Raw genomic sequence first — 16,475 nt, 5'->3', positions numbered from 1 at the left:
CTAGTTCAAAGTGCTCTTGGCTGCGACACCGGCGATGTAAACCTCGGCGATTGTTCGATCATCGCCCATGGTCTGCATCAGCATGAGTTCTTCCACCAGTGTTTCGACCGTTTCCATACGAACGCGCATAGCGGGTGTGGCGCGCGCATCCAGAACGATGCAGTCAGCTTCCGCACCTGTCACGAACGAGCCGATAGTACCCTCCAGCGCAAGAGCTCGCGCGTTGCCTAGGGTTGCCTGGTAAAAAGACCGGAGCGGATGATAACGCTGGCCCTGTATATTCAGAATCTTATAGCCTTCATCCAGCGTACGCAGCATTGAGTAGGACGTACCGCCGCCAATATCCGTCGCGATTGCGTTGCGTACGTCTGATGCCCGAAGTCGAGCCAGATCGAACAGCCCACTGCCAATGAATAAATTCGAAGTCGGGCAAAAGACGGCAACGGATCCGCTGTTGGCAATCGTACTCACCTCGGCATCGCTCAAATGGATGCAATGGCCAAGCAGCGTCTTTGGCCCCAGCAGTCCGTAGTGCTCGTAAACATTAGTGTAATCCCTGCTCCAGGGGAACAGTTCGGCAACGAAGGCAATCTCTGCAGTGTTCTCGCAAAGATGCGTTTGCACATGCATATCTGGAAATTCTCGCGCCAGCGTGCCGCTCATCTCCAGCTGCTCTTGTGATGAAGTCGGGGCAAAACGCGGCGTGATTGCATAGAGCTGACGTCCCTTGCCATGCCAGTCCGCGATGAGCGCCTTGCTGTCATCATAGCCCGATTGTGGCGTATCAAGCAGGCCGGGCGGTGCGTTGCGGTCCATCATTACCTTGCCGGCAATCATGCGCATATTGCGCCTGTGCGCCTCCGTATAGAACGCACGCACCGAGGCTTTGTGCACTGAGCAATATGCTGCCGCGGTTGTGGTACCATGGCGGATCAGCTCATCGAAAAACGCAGAGCCGATCTTGTCCGGATGACCTTGATTGGAAAATTTCTGCTCTTCGACAAAGGTATATTTGTCGAGCCACTCCATCAGCGCGCCCGCATAGGAGCCAACCACCTGCATCTGCGGATAATGAATATGACAGTCGATGAAGCCCGGCATGATCAGATGCGGATGATGATCGATGACTTCGACGTTGCGGCCGTCGCCCGCCCGCAACTTTGCAAAGTCATCTATCGCAGTGATTTTGCCGTCGCGAATGAGAAGTCCGCCGTCCTCAAGATAGGTGAATGTGTGGGTGCTTGCCTCGCCGTTTAGTGGCTCGTCGTGAAAGCTCAGGATGCGTCCGCGCAGCAATATTACTGTCATGGCTTTGCTTTCCCCGTCGTCGCACCGCGATACCACGCGACGATCAGCGCGCGCTCGTCATCGGTGATATGCGTCAGGTTGCCAGGCGGCATGGCATGGCTCGCTCCGGCCTGAATATAGATCTGGCTCGCGTTGGCGGCGATCAAGTCATCCGTATCGAGACGAATACCCTTTGGTGGCAGCATGATGCCCTCCCACGATGGTTCCGCTGCATGACACATCGAACAACGTCCCAACACGGTGTCGCGAACCTGCCCGAAATCCTGCGCAGCCAGGAAGGGCGCAACAGCGCTGGAAACTTTCTCCTCCCCTGTCAGGACTTTAGGTACCGTCGACAACCAAATGATAATGATGAACAAAATGGTACTGGCAAGCCATGTCCAATGCGGATTGCCTGTTCCTGCATGTCTCGAGTTGAAATAATGCCGAATGAGCACGCCGATGATGAATATCAGCGCGGCAATTATCCAGTTGAACTCGGTGGACGTCGCAAGCGGATAATGGTTCGACAGCATCAGGAAGATGACCGGAAGCGTCAGATAGTTGTTGTGCGTAGAGCGCTGCTTGGCCTGTTTGCCGAGCCTGGGATCGGGTGTCTTGCCCGCGATCAGATCGGCTACGACTTTTTTCTGGTTTGGGATGATCAGCAAAAACACGTTGCCGGTCATGATCGTCGCAGTGAATGCGCCAAGGTGCAAGAGTGCGGCACGTCCAGTAAACAGATGCGTATAACCCCATGCCATGAATACGATCACGCCATAGAGAATGAGCATCAGCAGGGTATCATTGGACTCGAGTGGAGACTTGCAAAGAAGGTCGTAAATCAACCAGCCGATTGAAATCGACGCGAGCGAGATCACGATGGCCACAGGCGTCGAAATATCGAGCACATTGCGGTCGACTAGAAACAAATCGGCGCTGCCGTAGTAGACGATGCAGAGCAGCATGAACCCGGACAGCCAGGTGAAATAGGATTCCCATTTGAACCAGATGAGGTGTTCCGGCATATGAGGCGGTGCGATCATGTATTTCTGGATATGATAGAACCCTCCCCCATGAACCTGCCACTCCTCGCCATTGACGCCTTGCGGGAGATTTGCGTGCCTCCGCAATCCAAGATCGAGAGCGATGAAATAGAAAGATGAGCCGATCCAGGCGATCGCCGTAATCACGTGCAGCCACCGCGCAGCGAAACTCAGCCATTCCCAGAAAATCAGATAATCCATTGAGGCCCCATTTGAAATTTGAGGCTACAATGCTGTTCTTCACTAACCGACGCAACTGGAGAGACAAAGGGTGCGCTGAGATTCGGATCAGGACACGCCGAAAATGGTGATTTTCGAGAACCGGAGCGGAGTGAACTTTTGGGTTCATGAGCACCGGCGCGCAGAAAAGCGCCATTTGCAGACCGTCCTGACCCGAATCGCGTTGCAACGATTGAGAATCGTGGAAGATGATGCCCAGCGTATGGCGTTTTCCGCTGCGCAGGCGGCTGACGCCGTGTCGCATATTCACGCGATAGTAGCCGCGTGTGCCCTTCACCGGACGCTGGCTGACCGGAAAAATCACGGCATCGCCTTGCCGTAGGGGCACGATCTCTGCACGCGACTGCATTCGCGGCCGTTGCTCTGTCAGGACGAACTCGCCACCAGTGAAATCCTCCTCCGGTTTCGACAGCAGAAACGCCACCTGCAGCGGAAACACGTGCTCGCCATAGATATCCTGGTGCAGGCAGTTGTAGTCGCCTTCGCCATATTCCAGCAGCAACGGTGTCGGACGATCCTGGCCGGCAGCGTGGCACCGCTGGATGAATGCGTGGTGCTTATCCGGATAGCGAACATCGATGCCCATGAATTCATTCCAGCGATTGGCTATGCTGGCCAAGCGAGGATAGAGCGATTGTCGCAGATCGCCGATGACATCGGGCAACGGATAGCTGAAATACTTGTACTCACCCCGGCCAAACCCATGCCGTGCCATGACGATGCGTTTGCGAAATTGTTTGTCGTCCGGATAGCCTCCAGCTATTCCCTCGCATTCAGCCTTCGACAATATTCCTTTCAAAATGGCGCAGCCAAAATTATCCAGTTCCGCTTCTATCGTATCCCATCGAATGGTCGATGTGCTGCTGATTGAGTCAGCCATGATGATCTCCATTTTCGAACTAGTCTTCGGCAGAGTGGCATCTTGGCTATTTTGTTCCACCCGTTTCCTGCAAAACGACATATTTTCCAGCCATTGGTAGCGAAACGCGACGATTTTGAGTGACTCACGCTTTCAGACTTCATAAAGAGAGTCGCAGCTAGGCGCATTGCGCCGCGAGTAATTGATGTTGGATGACAGGATGAGCGTTCACGGAAATAGCAAAAAAGGAAAGCGAAGCGCTGCTCCGCTCCTGATTTCTATTTTCTGGCTCGTATCCACGATCAGCGCCGCGCTGGGCACAGTCTATGTGACCGGTGCGGAGACCAGTATTGCGGCGAAGGATGCCGGAACGCCGGCGCGCGATGAAACGCGCTTGGCCCACGAAGCCAACAATCAGTCCACCCCCGTGCAGAGCCCGATGCGCGTTGCGGCGCTTGAAGCTTTACACCTGAAGATCAAAAGTGGACTTGGGTCCGATAGCAGCTCACCGGCTGCTCTGGTGCCTCAAGATCATGCGCTTTTTTTTGCGAACGGGAAAAGCGTCAAGTCGGTTCCGTCCGGAACTAGCCCGGCGCTGGACTGCAATTCTGTTTTCCACGCCCGCGCTCCGCCTCTGACTGCGGCCTGACATCACCGTTTCCAATCGGGAACGACGAAAACCAATCCGGCGGCCGCCAGGCAAACTCGTAGATCAGTTCTCGGCAGCGCGCCCGCACTCCATAACGGAATTTAAGACATGCGTACGTCGAGATGGGTCCTTTGGACCTACATTGCTATTATCCTGGTGGGTATTGTCCTCGCCCTTCCCAACGCTTTCACCAAGGCGCAGCTTGAAGCTATGCCAAGCTGGTTCCCCAAGAAACAGGTCGCCTTGGGCCTCGATCTTCGCGGCGGTTCCTATCTCGTGCTGGAAGTGGACGCGGCAGCACTCAAGAAAGACCGTATTCGCTCAATTCTCGACGATACGCGCGGTCATCTGCGCACGGCAAAAATCCAGCCGCAATCCGTCCGTGTCGCGGGTGACAGCGTCATCGTAACGCTGGCGGATGCCACACAAAGCGACGCAGCCGTTGCAGCCCTGCGCGATCTGACCACTCAAGTTGCACAAGTCGGCTTTGCTGCACCTGTCAGTGACATCGATATCAACACGAACGGCAACCAGATACGGCTGACGCTGACTGAAGCCGGCATGAAGGACAAGCTCGACAATGCACTGACGCAAAGTCTGGAAATCGTCCGTCGCCGCGTCGATCAGGTCGGCGTTGCCGAGCCCTCCATCCAGCGCGTCGGTTCCGATCGTATCGTCGTTCAGCTCCCCGGTCTGCAGGACCCGAGCCAGTTGCGCGCGCTCCTCGGCAGCACTGCCAAGATGACCTTCCACATGGTTGCAGATCGCAATTCCGGCGATGCGCCACCTCCCGGCGTATCCATTTTGCCGGATGCGAAAGATCCCGCCATTACTTACCCGGTTGAAGATCGCGTGGCACTCAGCGGCGAACGCTTGACCGATGCACGCGCCGCCTTCGATCAGCAAACCAACCAGCCGATCATTTCATTCCGCTTCGATAACGTCGGTGCGCGTCAGTTTGCCGATATCACCAGCCAGAATGTCGGTCGTCCCTTTGCCATTGTGCTCGACGGCAAGGTCCTGACAGCGCCCGTCATCCAGGTCCCGATCACCGGCGGCTCCGGCCAGATCACGGGTAATTTCACGGTTCAGGATACGGTCACCACCGCTGCGCTGCTTCGTGCTGGCGCTTTGCCGGCGCCGCTGACGGTCATCGAAGAACGTACCGTGGGTCCGGACCTTGGTGGCGATGTCATCAAGATGGGCGTTCTCACGGGCCTCATCGGCTTCGCACTCGTGGTGGGCTTCATATTCGTCCTCTATAGCGGTTGGGGGCTGATTGCCAATCTGGCGCTTGCTCTCAACGTCATTCTTACGTTCGGCATTTTGAGCCTGCTCGGCGCGACACTGACGCTCCCCGGCATCGCCGCCATCATCCTCGGTATCGGCTTTGCTGTTGATGCGAACATCCTCATCAACGAACGTATCCGTGAAGAAGCACGCAAAGGTATCGGTGCAATGGCTGCGGTCGATCGCGGCTTCAAGCTCGCTTATTCGACAATCATTGACTCGCAGGCCACACACCTTATCGCGACGCTGCTGCTGTTCCTCTTCGGCACCGGCCCGATACGCGGCTTTGCCATCACCATGATAATAGGCGCGCTTGTTTCCATGTTCACGGCGGTTACGGTCGTCCGTGTCATGATGACGGCTATCGTCCGGCGCCGGAAGATGAAGACGATCCGTATCGAGCACCTCTTCAAGCTCGTACCGGAAAATACCAACATCTCGTTCATGAACGCGCGTTTCTTCGGTATCGGCGTTTCGATCTTCCTGTCGATCGCTTCGGTCATCCTCTTCATCCATCCTGGCCTCAACTACGGTATCGACTTCAAGGGCGGTATCCAGGTGGAAGTTACGACGTCCAAACCCGCGGACCTCGCCACGATGCGTTCGACTCTTGAAGGCCTCGGTCTCGGTGAAGTCGCCCTCCAGCAGGCCGGCGGCGACAACAAGGTGCTCATCCGCGTCCAGCGTCAGGACGGCGGTGAAGAGGCGCAGACCGCTGCTGTCACCAAGGTCAGGGCTTCCGTTCAGCAGCTTGATCCCGGTGTGAAGATCGAGAGTTCGGAAGTCGTTGGGCCGAAGGTCAGTCAGGAGCTTGCACGATCAGGTGTCCTGGCCGTTACCCTTGCCAGCCTTGCCATGCTGCTTTACATCTGGTGGCGGTTCGAATGGCACTTCGCGCTTGGTGCAATCGCCACGTTGATCCTCGATACCACAAAAACCGTCGGCTTCTTTGCGCTGATGGGGCTCGATTTCAACCTCACGGCCATCGCCGCTCTGCTGACCATCATCGGTTACTCGGTCAACGACAAGGTCGTCGTTTACGATCGAATGCGTGAGAATTTGCGCATCCACAAGAAGATGCCGCTGCGTCAGATTATCGATCTGAGTATCAACCAGACGTTGGCGCGTTGTATCTATACTTCGCTGACCGTGTTCCTTGCCATGCTTCCCATGGCAATCTGGGGCGGCAAGGCCGTGGAAAACTTTGCTCTGCCGATGCTCTTCGGCGTAGTCATTGCCACGAGTTCGTCACTGTTCATCGCAGCGCCGATTCTCTTGCTGCTCGGGACATGGTGGGAAAAGAACCACGCTTCGCGCATTGGCTCGGGCGAAAAGCCGGCCGTCCAAGGCTGACCGGCCCCCAACTTAGCGTTCAACGCTAACTATTTGCGGCGCAGGGAAAAAATCGCGTTTCCTGCGCCGCAGAGCCGATGAAATCGGTTTGCAAGCCACCGGAGGTACGCAATACTGCTGCGACAGCACCTGTTCGCAGGACCCATTGCCTTTAACCATTGATCATCTCACGAGGGAGACGCCGACATATGCCTCATGAAACGCCGCTGATTGCGACAATCGTCATAGGTCTGGTTCTGGCCTTTATTTTCGGTGCGATTGCCAATCGTCTGCGTATTCCGCCCCTTGTCGGTTATCTCGTCGCCGGTGTTTTGGCCGGCTCGCATACTCCCGGTTTTGTCGCCGATCAGGAGTTGGCTTCCGAGCTCGCCGAGATCGGCGTCATTCTGCTCATGTTTGGCGTCGGTCTGCACTTTTCCTTGAAAGATCTTCTCTCGGTTCGCGCCATCGCAATTCCCGGCGCCATCGTGCAGATTTTGGTAGCGACTTTATTGGGCGCCGGCCTTGCCTGGATTCTCGGCTGGAGCATGCAAGCGGGTTTTGTCTTCGGCCTTGCACTCTCGGTGGCAAGTACCGTGGTTCTCCTGCGTGCGATGCAGGAACGGCGCCTGATCGAGACAGAACGAGGGCGTATCGCTGTTGGCTGGCTGATTGTCGAAGATCTTGCCATGGTTCTTGCCCTCGTCCTGCTGCCAGCTATTGCCGGCGCCATCAATGGCGATAGTGAAACGGGCGATATGGTTCGGGCCGCGAGCGATCCAATCGTCAGATATTTCGATCTTGGCATCAGCGGTGTAATAGCACTGACACTTGGCAAGGTTGCTGCCTTCGTTGCTGTCATGCTCATCGTCGGGCGCAGGGTAATCCCCTGGACCCTGCATGCGATCGCACATACCGGTTCGCGCGAGCTTTTCCGCCTGGCTGTACTGGCGATCGCATTGGGCGTCGCCTTCGGTGCGGCCAAATTGTTCGGCGTGTCGCTGGCGCTCGGCGCGTTCTTCGCCGGCATGATCATGAGCGAATCCGAACTCAGCCACCGCGCGGCGGAAGAATCCCTACCGTTGCGCGACGCCTTTGCGGTGCTGTTTTTCGTCTCGGTCGGCATGCTGTTCGACCCGATGACAATCGTCAATGATCCCTTGCCGCTGCTTGCAACGCTCGCAATCATCGTCGTTGGCAAATCGCTCGCGGCATTTTTCATCGTCCGCGCCTTTGGTTATCCAACGGGCACCGCCCTGATCATTTCCGCAAGCCTGGCGCAAATCGGTGAATTCTCTTTCATTCTCGCCGAGCTTGGCGTTGGGTTGGGCATGTTGCCGGAGGAAGGCCGCGATCTCATTCTCGGCGGTGCCATCCTGTCGATACTTTTCAACCCATTGGTGTTCGCAGGCGTTACGTACCTGAAGCCGCGGCTCGAAAAGCGTGTGCCAACCGAAGAACCGACTACAGAAGATTTGGCGGCGATTGAAACACCCGATGTGGAAATTCGCCCAACCACGCTTACGGACCATGCCGTGCTGGTTGGCTATGGCCGTGTCGGCAGTCTTGTCGGTGAGGCGCTTAAAGAAGTCGGCAAGCCATTTCTCGTTATCGAGGACGCCGACAAAACTGTAGCGAAACTGCATGACGAGAACATTGAAACGATCGTCGGCAACGCAGCCAATGGTGATATCCTCGCCGCCGCCAATCTTGCCCAGGCCCGTCAACTGATCATTGCCATTCCGAACGCTTTTGAGGCCGGACAGATCGTGGTCAAGGCCCGCGCCGCAAACCCCGTCATCAGCATTTTGGCGCGGGCTCACTCAGATGCGGAGGTTCAGCATTTGCAAGATCTTGGCGCGGACGCGGTCATCATGGGTGAACGTGAAATAGCGCGCGGAATCGTCGCCCACATCCTCGACCTCGAGGACCCCAAGCCGGAGAAATCGGACCGTCTAGAAGCAACAAAAGCGGTATAAAATAAGAATGGGCGAGCGGGTAAAAGCATGAAATTAAAGGATTACGTATGGCCGGTCGTTGGGCTGGCCGCCGTCGGGATTTCCGTATGGCTCCTTTACAAGGAGCTGCGGAGCATCTCGCTGGATGACGTGATTCATAGCCTTTATGCCATTCCTGCACATCGCTGGATTCTGGCAGGCCTTGCATCCCTCGTCGCCTACGCCGCCTTGGCCGGCTATGATCGCATTGCGCTGCTACACCTGCGCCGCAAGATTTCCTGGTTGTTCATCGCGCTCTGTTCGTTCACCACCTACGCACTTTCGCACAATATCGGCGCTTCGGTTCTCTCTGGAGCTGTGGTTCGGTATCGCGCCTATTCCTCGCAAGGCATGAGCGGCCCTGAGATCGCGCTGCTCATAGCCTTCTGTTCATTCACCTTCATGTTGGGGGTATTGACACTGAGTGCAGTCGTTCTGCTCTTGGAGCCGCATCTCCTTCAGCGTTTCAATGCCGAGCTGCCGATTTCCCTGAGCTATGTGCTGGGTTTCGGTGCCTTGGCAATCGTCATGCTTTATGTGTTCGGCAGTTGGCTGCATTTTCGGCCGCTGCGCATTCGGCGCTTTACGCTCGAATATCCGCGTTTGCCAGTGGTCGCCCAGCAACTGATCGTCGGGCCATTGGAGCTCATCGGTGCCGCCGCTATCATTTATTTTACGCTTCCCACAGCAGGCAATCCCGGCTTTCTCATTATACTCGGGATCTTTCTCGTATCATTTTCCGCGGCGCTGATCTCCCACGCACCCGGCGGTCTCGGCGTACTGGAACTGGTCTTCCTCACCGGTTTGCCCGATATGAATCAGGCCGACGTATTGGCCGCGCTTATCATTTTCCGCTTGTTCTACCTGTTGATTCCATTTGCCCTATCGCTGCTTGTCGTACTCTATTTTGAACGCTCGCAGTTGCTGTTGCGCTGGTACAAGAAAGACAGCGATACCTGACGGGTCATTTTACGATGACCGCCATTCGCGCAGGGAATATTTTCCATTTCTGACCGAGTTTAGTGCGCTGTTCCTTCATGGATCAACGTAGCCACCCTATTTTGAGGCGACATTACGAATTCGTCTCCAGGCAATTTACACAAAAGGAGTGGTGGCGCATGACGACATTGATCATTCCGGGATATCGCGGGTCCGAAAAAGGCCACTGGCAACAGCAATGGCTGCTGGAGGACGAAACGGCGCGCCTTGTCGAACAAGACGACTGGGACAATCCGGTCCTATGTCAATGGCTTCATATTCTTGAGGCGACCCTTGCCGAAACACCCGGCGCTGTGCTGGTCGCGCATAGCCTCGGCTGCGTTCTCGTCACGCATCTCGCCAGCCGTCCATCGGCAGCGCATATCGCGGGTGCAGTTCTGGTTGCGCCAGCCGACGCCGAACGTATGGCCGTTCAGGATTCCAAGTTCCGCAGCTTTGCGCCCCTGCCACGCCACAAGCTTGGCTTCCCTTCAATCGTGGTCGCCAGCCGCAACGATCCCTATATGTCATTCAACAAGGCAGAAGCTCTGGCCGGTGTTTGGGGCTCGGGCTTTGTCGATATGAAAAATGCCGGACACATCAATATTGAAAGCGGCTTCGGCTCATGGCCGGAAGCGCATATTCTGGCGGATGCAATGCGCAGACCGCAGCAGGATTTTCGCGCTCAACGAGCAGCATAAGGCTCTAACTCGTTTGCTTGCGTTCAAGCAAATACTTGAGGATGAGCGTCACGACGGCGATCAAGGCCAGTGTCGATGAGGCAGCAAACGCGCCGGTGACATTGTAATCATTGAACAGAAGTTCAATCTGGAGCGGCAATGTGTTGGTCTGACCACGAATGGCGCCCGAAACAACGGAAACAGCACCGAATTCGCCCATAACACGAGCATTGCAAAGGACCGCGCCATAGAGCAGTGCCCAGCGGATATTCGGCAATGTGACATAGAAAAATGTCTGCAGCCCGGTCGCACCGAGGGTGATCGCAGCTTCTTCGTCCTCACTACCCTGCGCCTGCATCAACGGAATAAGCTCACGTGCCACGAACGGGCTCGTTACGAACAGGCTCACAAGAAATATCGCAGGAACAGTGAACATGATCCTGATGTCGTAACTCTCAAGCAACGGCCCAAGAAGGCCCTGGCTCCCATAGAGAAACAGATAAGTCACACCAGCGACGATCGGCGATACCGAAAAGGGTATCTCGATCAGGGTAATCAGCAACTGCCGGCCAGGAAAACGAAACCGCGTCACCAGCCACGCCACACATATCCCGAAGATCATATTGATGGGCACCACGACGATCGCCGTGAGAACCGTCAACCAGACTGCGTGTAGAGTTGCGGGTTGCGCGATCTGCGAGAAATAGACCGCAATACCTTCCCGGAAAGCATAGGTGAAAATCGCTGCCATAGGCACGCCGATGAACAGGATCGACAGGACGACGGCCGAGGTAGTCAGCAAACGCTGCGACAGTCGCGAAGGCTTTATGCCATGCGGTCGCGACGGTTGTCCTATAGCCGCTGGCGAAACGAGACTAGTTGCGGTCTGCATAACGCAACTGCCAGGCTTGAATTGAGTTGGTGACAAAAAGCATTACGAACGCAGTGACCAGCATCACGGTCGCCAATGCTGCGGCTGCAGGGTAGTCATACTCATCGAGGCGGATAAACACGAGAAGAGACATGACTTCCGTCTCGAATGGCAAATTGCCGGAGATGAAAACTATCGCGCCGAACTCACCAAGGCTGCGAGCAAAGGAAAGGCTGCATCCTGCAATGAATGCCGGAAAAATCGCTGGCCAGATAATCCTGGCGAATATCTGCCAGTTGGTGGCGCCCAACGACCTCGCGGCTTCCTCGACATCGGCGGCAACGTCTTCCAGCACCGGCTGCACTGTCCGGACAACAAAAGGAATGCTGGTAAACATCATCGCAAGGGCAATACCCAGCGGCGTATAGGCAACCTTTATTCCCAACGGCTCCAGATATTGGCCAAACCAGCCGTTCGAGGAAAATACGGTGACCAACGCAAGCCCGGCAACCGCAGTCGGCAACGCAAAAGGCAGATCAACCGCCGCATCGAGAAGGCGCCGTCCCGGAAAATCATACCGAACCAGAACCCAAGCCAGCAATACACCGAAAATCGCGTTGAGCACTGTTGCAAGCGCCGCTGAACCGACGGTAATGCGGTAGGTCGCAAGCGCGCGCTCCGAGGACACGATGCTCCAGAAGTCGGCCCAGCCAAGGTTGACGGATTTGTACAACATGGCCAAAAGCGGCAGCGCAACGATGATGACGAAATAAAGCAGGGTCACACCAAGAGTGAGACCGAAACCCGGCAATATTCCTCGCTGACTGGAACGTGAAAACATGAGCAGTTTCTAGCCTATGCTCGGATGAACGCAAGCGCAGGTTGAAAAGAAAGCAGCGCGGCTCTGAATCGCACTGCGTTCCGGTCAGGCTCAGCGCTTGGTGAACACCTTGTCAAGCGTTCCGCCCTCGGAGAACTGATCCTTGGTCACTTTTGCCCAACCGCCAAAGACATCTTCGACAGTCAGCAGGCGAGTTTCCGGAAATTGCGATGCATATTTCGCCTTCACCGTCTCGTCGTTCACACGGTTGTAGTTCTGCGCGAGAATATCCTGCCCCTCCGGCGAATAGAGGAACTTCAGATAATTCTCCGCGATCGCGCGCGAGCCGCGTTTATCCACGACCTTGTCGACCACTGTGACCGGAAACTCAGCAAGCAGGCTCACGGGCGGGACAACCGCTTCGTACTTGTCCTCGCCGAGTTGCTTGCGTGTTCCGAGGACTTCTGCCTCGAAGGTGATCAGTACGTCACCAATACCGCGCTCGGCAAAGGTCGTCGTTGATCCACGGCCACCTGTGTCGAACACCGGCACATTGGCGAGCAGCTTTTTCACGAATTCTTGCGCCTTGGCGTCGTCCTTATTGAACTTTTCAAGCGCAAAGGCATAAGCCGCCAGGTAGGTGTAACGTGCGTTGCCGGAGGTCTTGGGGTTCGGAAAAACGACCTTCACGTCATCGCGAATCAGATCATCCCAGTTCTTGATATTCTTCGGGTTGCCGGATCGCACGAGAAACGCCGGCAAAGAATAGTACGGCGAAGAGTTATTCGGCAGTCGCGACTGCCAGTCGGCGGGAATGAAGTTGCCCTTGTCATGCAGAACCTGAACATCTGTCACCTGGTTGAAAGTGACGACATCGGCTTCAAGACCCTCGAGGATCGAGCGGGCCTGTTTGGAAGAACCCGCATGCGACTGGTTGACCGTGATATTGTTACCGGATTGCTGTTTATATTTGGCAGTAAAGGCCTTGTCGATCTGCCCATAAAGTTCGCGCGAGATATCGTAGGAAACATTAAGAATCTCGGTGGGTTCGTCTGCAGCCTTGACCGGCGTCAAACTCACGCTGAGAGCCAGAGCAGCATATACAAACAGTCTTTTCATTGAATACTCCCGCGGCCTCGCCCGCACGAAGGTGTCGGACATTTTTTGCGAGAGTGGCGGTAAAATCGTCGATGCGAAAGAATTTATTTTCTAATATAGTTGGGCCAGTTGAAATCAAATACTGCAAACAGAGCTGAACACAGCTGGCCGGTCAACTGCGGCCCAAGCCGCGTGCCTGGAAGGCAAGCTGGTGGAATTGTCACCAAAATCCGCGGTGCTGCCAGCACCAGAGGAAGTCCTCCTCGGTCCAGTTGCGGTTTTTCTTGGCCACGGTTTCTTCGCGATCACGTTGCTTGGGATCGCTCGCATTCCACTCAAGAGTTTCAGCCGCAAAAACGTTCCGCCACAGGCGTTCTGCCCGGTTAAATATACCTGATACTTCACTGTACATTGCGACCTCCATCAAACAATCCGGTTGCAGAGTGCAGTTGCCTTTAGGTCAACCGATGGCCAATGATGACGGCTTGAAATCATTTGTCAATAATCTCTACCTATTTAATCGTGTATTGGAATTACGGGCCCCGCACCGCCGTCGGCACCAACTTCTTAATGAATTATTATTTTTCAGCGCCTTACATACCATTTTTAAGACATTCCTCGGCCGCAAAAAAACTTATTTTTTAACATTTTTACACTAGAAAATCCGACCCGGGGGACTATGACTGCACCACACCGGTAGCCAGGCAAAGAAGAAATGATATCGCAAAAGGCCAAATATGCTCTGCGGGCGCTCGTCGTTCTGGCCAGAGCAGATGCCGAGAAAGCTCTCTTCATCTCGGATATCGCTGAAGAACAGAATATCCCGAAGAAGTTTCTCGAACAGATACTGTTGGATCTGAAGCACCAGGGTATAGTGATAAGCCGTCGCGGCAAGATGGGCGGGTATCTGCTGCTAAAGCCGGCCGAAGAAATTACATTCGGCGAGGTGCTGCGCCTCATTGATGGTCCGATTGCTCCTCTGCCCTGCCTGAGCAAGATTGCCTATCGCCGCTGCGAGGATTGCCAGGACGAAGCGACATGCGAAATACGCCACGTCTTCAATGAAGTCGCCAATGTCACCCGTGCGGTTCTGGACAAGACGACGATCGCCGATTGCCTCATTTACGGCGATAACCGTAAAGTCGCAGAGTTGCTTGATAGCTAAGCCAACTTCGCACCATCAGGTAAAAACCGCCCGGCCGATCACGGGTGTTGACGGAACGGCAACGTCGCGAGGCTCCAGCATGCCTGCGTGAAAGGCCGCATGCCCTGCATCGACTGCCTTGGCGAAAGCGCTTGCCATTGCTACGGGATCGCCGGCCTTCGCTACGGCTGTGTTCAGCAGGATGGCATCAAACCCGAGTTCCATGACCGTCGCAGCATGGGATGGACGCCCGAGACCCGCATCGACAATCATCGGAACGTCGGGGAAATTGCCCCGTAGTGAACGCAGTGCATGCAAATTGAGCGGGCCGAGCGCCGAGCCGATCGGCGCGCACCATGGCATCAAAACCTCGCAACCCGCTTCCAGCAGCCGCTCGGCGACTATCAGATCGTCTGTTGTATAGGGAAACACCTTGAAGCCGTCATCGGATAATATCCGGGCAGCCTCGACCAGTGCGAAGACATCCGGCTGCAACGTATCATGACTGCCAATGACTTCGAGCTTGATCCAGTCGGTCGCAAAGACATCCCTTGCCATCTGCGCCGTGAGCACAGCTTCTTTCACCGTATGACATCCGGCCGTGTTCGGCAGTACATGCGTTCCAAGCGACCGGATGAGCGACCAGAACTTGTCGCCGGATTTGCCACCTGCCATTTCCCGCCGCAGCGAGACGGTGACAATTTCCGTGCCGGATGCCTTGATTGCATCCATAAGGATGGCGGGCGAAGGATACTGCGCTGTTCCCAGCAACACGCGTGAGGACACGTTTGCCCCGTAAAAATTCAACATGTCATCCACCCAGCGCGCGCAATTGGCTGCATCACCGATGTGCGTGGTTCGAAAAGCTCACCATGAGGGAAATGGTTTGTCTGCAAGGAATCAAGTCCTGAAGCGTCGATGGTTGCACTTGCAGTCCACAAATCTCCCTCATGGTGAGCTTGTCGAACCACGCACATGGGCAATACCGCTAATAAATTCATGTAGTGATCACGCTTCATTCTATCCGCCTTGTTTGGGTGTCAGTATTTCGATGCGGTCGCCTTCGCTTAAATGGCAGTCCTGCCGCTCGGTCGCCCGGACCAACTCGCTATTGACTGCCGTCGCCAGCCATTCGCCTTCGAACTCCAGTTCGGCAAGCAAAGCATCGAGCGATTGCGCCGATACATCGTGCGGTTCTCCATTGACGAGAAGTTTCATCGGGTTGCTGTCCTTTCATTCAAAACCATGTCCGCCACCTGCATGGCCATCGCTGGGGCAAGCAAGAAACCGTGCCGGTAAAGCCCGTTGATGCTGATGGTGTTACCCTCGCGCATGACATGCGGCAGGTTGTCTGGATAGGCAGGTCGAATGCCCACCCCAGTTTCGACGATCTCGGCCTCACCGAAGGCGGGGTGCAGGCTATAGGCCGCGTTCAGCAATTCCATCATCGAGCGCACGGTGATCGGACCCGCCGAGTCGCTTTCGATCATCGTTGCACCAACCATGAACGTGTGATCCACCCTAGGCACGACATAGATGGGAAAGCGCGGGTGAACGAGCCTGACAGGACGTGACAAGGAGATATCTGAGGTACGCAGGGTCAGCATTTCACCGCGCACGCCGCGCATGGTCTGATCTTCGCGGGAATAGCCGGTGCACTGAACGGTCCGATCGAAACCGGTTGTCGCGGTCCGCACTGGATCGGTTTCGAATGCAACGCCTGCTTCCGCCAGTTTCGCCGCAAGGCTGATCAAGACGTGTCGAGGATCAAAGTGTGCTTCATCCTTGAAAAACAGGCCCCTGCGGAAACGCCCGGCAAGGTCAGGCTCCAGCGTTGCAATAGTATCTTCGTCAGCCCACTCGAACTCTGAAGTTCGCGAGCCGAACCGTTCAAGCTCCCTGACGTCACGGACTGGCGCCAGAACCAGCGTACCATTGCGTGTCACGGAGCCGGGCAGCGCCGCTTCCCACCAGTCAGCGGCACCAAGCCCGAGCTCGACAACTGTCTGCTCGGCGCTTTCCCGCTCGCAATAAGGCGCAAGCATCCCCCCTGCAAACCAGGATGCAGCCGCGCGACTGCCCGGTTGCGGGTCGACCACCGTCACGCGCGCGCCGCGTGACCTCAATTCGTGGGCGACCGACAAACCGGCCACGCCAGAACCCTTTACGAGAACGTTCATTCCC

At 55.7% G+C, this 16,475-nt stretch carries 15 protein-coding genes and 1 pseudogene; 6 read left to right on the top strand and 10 right to left on the bottom strand.

The window, feature by feature from the left end:
* The 3 genes and pseudogenes from guaD to N8E88_RS24540 form a co-directional block, all read right to left on the bottom strand.
* On the bottom strand, window positions 1-1,308 hold the full coding sequence (guaD, locus tag N8E88_RS24550) for a guanine deaminase (RefSeq protein ID WP_262292869.1): 1,308 nt from the start codon (window positions 1,306-1,308) through the stop codon (window positions 1-3).
* Window positions 1,305-2,534, bottom strand: a complete 1,230-nt coding sequence (locus tag N8E88_RS24545; protein ID WP_262292868.1) for a urate hydroxylase PuuD — start codon at window positions 2,532-2,534, stop codon at window positions 1,305-1,307. Before N8E88_RS24545 ends, guaD begins: the two co-directional genes overlap by 4 nt.
* 211 nt (window positions 2,535-2,745) lie before the next feature.
* Window positions 2,746-3,453 (bottom strand): annotated as a pseudogene (locus N8E88_RS24540) (2OG-Fe(II) oxygenase); the annotation flags it as partial.
* A 199-nt stretch (window positions 3,454-3,652) separates the two neighbouring features.
* On the opposite strand from N8E88_RS24540, the gene N8E88_RS24535 reads away from it, so the two are divergent.
* The 5 genes from N8E88_RS24535 to N8E88_RS24515 all read left to right on the top strand — a co-directional run bounded on the left by N8E88_RS24535 (window position 3,653) and on the right by N8E88_RS24515 (window position 10,379).
* Entirely contained in the window at window positions 3,653-4,081 is a 429-nt protein-coding gene (locus N8E88_RS24535; protein WP_262292867.1) for a hypothetical protein, read from the top strand.
* Between the two features lie 108 nt (window positions 4,082-4,189).
* Entirely contained in the window at window positions 4,190-6,724 is a 2,535-nt protein-coding gene (gene secD / locus N8E88_RS24530) for a protein translocase subunit SecD (protein WP_262292866.1), read from the top strand.
* Between the two features lie 188 nt (window positions 6,725-6,912).
* Window positions 6,913-8,682 carry a YbaL family putative K(+) efflux transporter gene (gene ybaL, locus N8E88_RS24525; RefSeq protein WP_262292865.1) on the top strand — a complete coding sequence of 590 codons (1,770 nt, stop codon included), beginning with the start codon at window positions 6,913-6,915 and terminating at the stop codon, window positions 8,680-8,682.
* A 27-nt stretch (window positions 8,683-8,709) separates the two neighbouring features.
* Window positions 8,710-9,660 (top strand): lysylphosphatidylglycerol synthase domain-containing protein, encoded by a 951-nt coding sequence (locus N8E88_RS24520; RefSeq protein WP_262292864.1) that lies wholly within the window; start codon window positions 8,710-8,712, stop codon window positions 9,658-9,660.
* A 158-nt stretch (window positions 9,661-9,818) separates the two neighbouring features.
* Complete coding sequence (locus N8E88_RS24515; protein ID WP_262292863.1) at window positions 9,819-10,379, top strand: alpha/beta hydrolase; 561 nt, start codon at window positions 9,819-9,821, stop codon at window positions 10,377-10,379.
* Between the two features lie 4 nt (window positions 10,380-10,383).
* On the opposite strand, the gene cysW is transcribed toward N8E88_RS24515, so the two are convergent.
* The 4 genes from cysW to N8E88_RS24495 form a co-directional block, all read right to left on the bottom strand.
* Window positions 10,384-11,109, bottom strand: a complete 726-nt coding sequence (cysW, locus tag N8E88_RS24510; RefSeq protein WP_262295608.1) for a sulfate ABC transporter permease subunit CysW — start codon at window positions 11,107-11,109, stop codon at window positions 10,384-10,386.
* 124 nt (window positions 11,110-11,233) lie between these two features.
* Entirely contained in the window at window positions 11,234-12,070 is an 837-nt protein-coding gene (gene cysT / locus N8E88_RS24505; RefSeq protein ID WP_262292862.1) for a sulfate ABC transporter permease subunit CysT, read from the bottom strand.
* Window positions 12,071-12,160: 90 nt separating this feature from the next.
* Complete coding sequence (locus tag N8E88_RS24500) at window positions 12,161-13,168, bottom strand: sulfate ABC transporter substrate-binding protein (protein WP_262292861.1); 1,008 nt, start codon at window positions 13,166-13,168, stop codon at window positions 12,161-12,163.
* A gap of 199 nt (window positions 13,169-13,367) precedes the next feature.
* Window positions 13,368-13,571 carry a hypothetical protein gene (locus N8E88_RS24495; protein WP_262292860.1) on the bottom strand — a complete coding sequence of 68 codons (204 nt, stop codon included), beginning with the start codon at window positions 13,569-13,571 and terminating at the stop codon, window positions 13,368-13,370.
* A gap of 291 nt (window positions 13,572-13,862) precedes the next feature.
* Here N8E88_RS24495 and N8E88_RS24490 point away from each other — a divergent pair, with 291 nt between their 5' ends.
* Window positions 13,863-14,312, top strand: coding sequence for an RrF2 family transcriptional regulator (locus tag N8E88_RS24490; protein ID WP_262292859.1), 450 nt, complete (start codon window positions 13,863-13,865; stop codon window positions 14,310-14,312).
* 15 nt (window positions 14,313-14,327) lie between these two features.
* On the opposite strand, the gene N8E88_RS24485 is transcribed toward N8E88_RS24490, so the two are convergent.
* The 3 genes from N8E88_RS24485 to thiO all read right to left on the bottom strand — a co-directional run bounded on the left by N8E88_RS24485 (window position 14,328) and on the right by thiO (window position 16,471).
* Entirely contained in the window at window positions 14,328-15,101 is a 774-nt protein-coding gene (locus tag N8E88_RS24485) for a thiazole synthase (RefSeq protein ID WP_262292858.1), read from the bottom strand.
* Between the two features lie 210 nt (window positions 15,102-15,311).
* A complete protein-coding gene (thiS, locus tag N8E88_RS24480) occupies window positions 15,312-15,509 on the bottom strand; it encodes a sulfur carrier protein ThiS (RefSeq protein ID WP_262292857.1) in 198 nt (65 codons plus the stop codon).
* On the bottom strand, window positions 15,506-16,471 hold the full coding sequence (gene thiO / locus N8E88_RS24475; RefSeq protein ID WP_262292856.1) for a glycine oxidase ThiO: 966 nt from the start codon (window positions 16,469-16,471) through the stop codon (window positions 15,506-15,508). The genes thiS and thiO overlap by 4 nt, the downstream gene beginning before the upstream one ends.
* Window positions 16,472-16,475: the final 4 nt, after the last annotated feature.

Origin of the sequence: Phyllobacterium zundukense, assembly GCF_025452195.1 — a bacterium.
Lineage (GTDB): Bacteria > Pseudomonadota > Alphaproteobacteria > Rhizobiales > Rhizobiaceae > Phyllobacterium > Phyllobacterium zundukense_A.
The sequence above is the reverse complement of the archived record's forward strand: the minus strand, read 5'-3'. Positions and strand labels throughout refer to the sequence as shown.

Excerpts from the sequence above, each read along its gene's own strand:
- guaD (WP_262292869.1), bottom strand. The coding sequence starts at position 1,308 with ATGACAGTAATATTGCTGCGCGGACGCATCCTGAGCTTTCACGACGAG.
- N8E88_RS24545 (WP_262292868.1), bottom strand. The coding sequence starts at position 2,534 with ATGGATTATCTGATTTTCTGGGAATGGCTGAGTTTCGCTGCGCGGTGG.
- N8E88_RS24535 (WP_262292867.1), top strand. The coding sequence starts at position 3,653 with ATGAGCGTTCACGGAAATAGCAAAAAAGGAAAGCGAAGCGCTGCTCCG.
- secD (WP_262292866.1), top strand. The coding sequence starts at position 4,190 with ATGCGTACGTCGAGATGGGTCCTTTGGACCTACATTGCTATTATCCTG.
- ybaL (WP_262292865.1), top strand. The coding sequence starts at position 6,913 with ATGCCTCATGAAACGCCGCTGATTGCGACAATCGTCATAGGTCTGGTT.
- N8E88_RS24520 (WP_262292864.1), top strand. The coding sequence starts at position 8,710 with ATGAAATTAAAGGATTACGTATGGCCGGTCGTTGGGCTGGCCGCCGTC.
- N8E88_RS24515 (WP_262292863.1), top strand. The coding sequence starts at position 9,819 with ATGACGACATTGATCATTCCGGGATATCGCGGGTCCGAAAAAGGCCAC.
- cysW (WP_262295608.1), bottom strand. The coding sequence starts at position 11,109 with ATGGCAGCGATTTTCACCTATGCTTTCCGGGAAGGTATTGCGGTCTAT.
- cysT (WP_262292862.1), bottom strand. The coding sequence starts at position 12,070 with ATGTTTTCACGTTCCAGTCAGCGAGGAATATTGCCGGGTTTCGGTCTC.
- N8E88_RS24500 (WP_262292861.1), bottom strand. The coding sequence starts at position 13,168 with ATGAAAAGACTGTTTGTATATGCTGCTCTGGCTCTCAGCGTGAGTTTG.
- N8E88_RS24495 (WP_262292860.1), bottom strand. The coding sequence starts at position 13,571 with ATGGAGGTCGCAATGTACAGTGAAGTATCAGGTATATTTAACCGGGCA.
- N8E88_RS24490 (WP_262292859.1), top strand. The coding sequence starts at position 13,863 with ATGATATCGCAAAAGGCCAAATATGCTCTGCGGGCGCTCGTCGTTCTG.
- N8E88_RS24485 (WP_262292858.1), bottom strand. The coding sequence starts at position 15,101 with ATGTTGAATTTTTACGGGGCAAACGTGTCCTCACGCGTGTTGCTGGGA.
- thiS (WP_262292857.1), bottom strand. The coding sequence starts at position 15,509 with ATGAAACTTCTCGTCAATGGAGAACCGCACGATGTATCGGCGCAATCG.
- thiO (WP_262292856.1), bottom strand. The coding sequence starts at position 16,471 with ATGAACGTTCTCGTAAAGGGTTCTGGCGTGGCCGGTTTGTCGGTCGCC.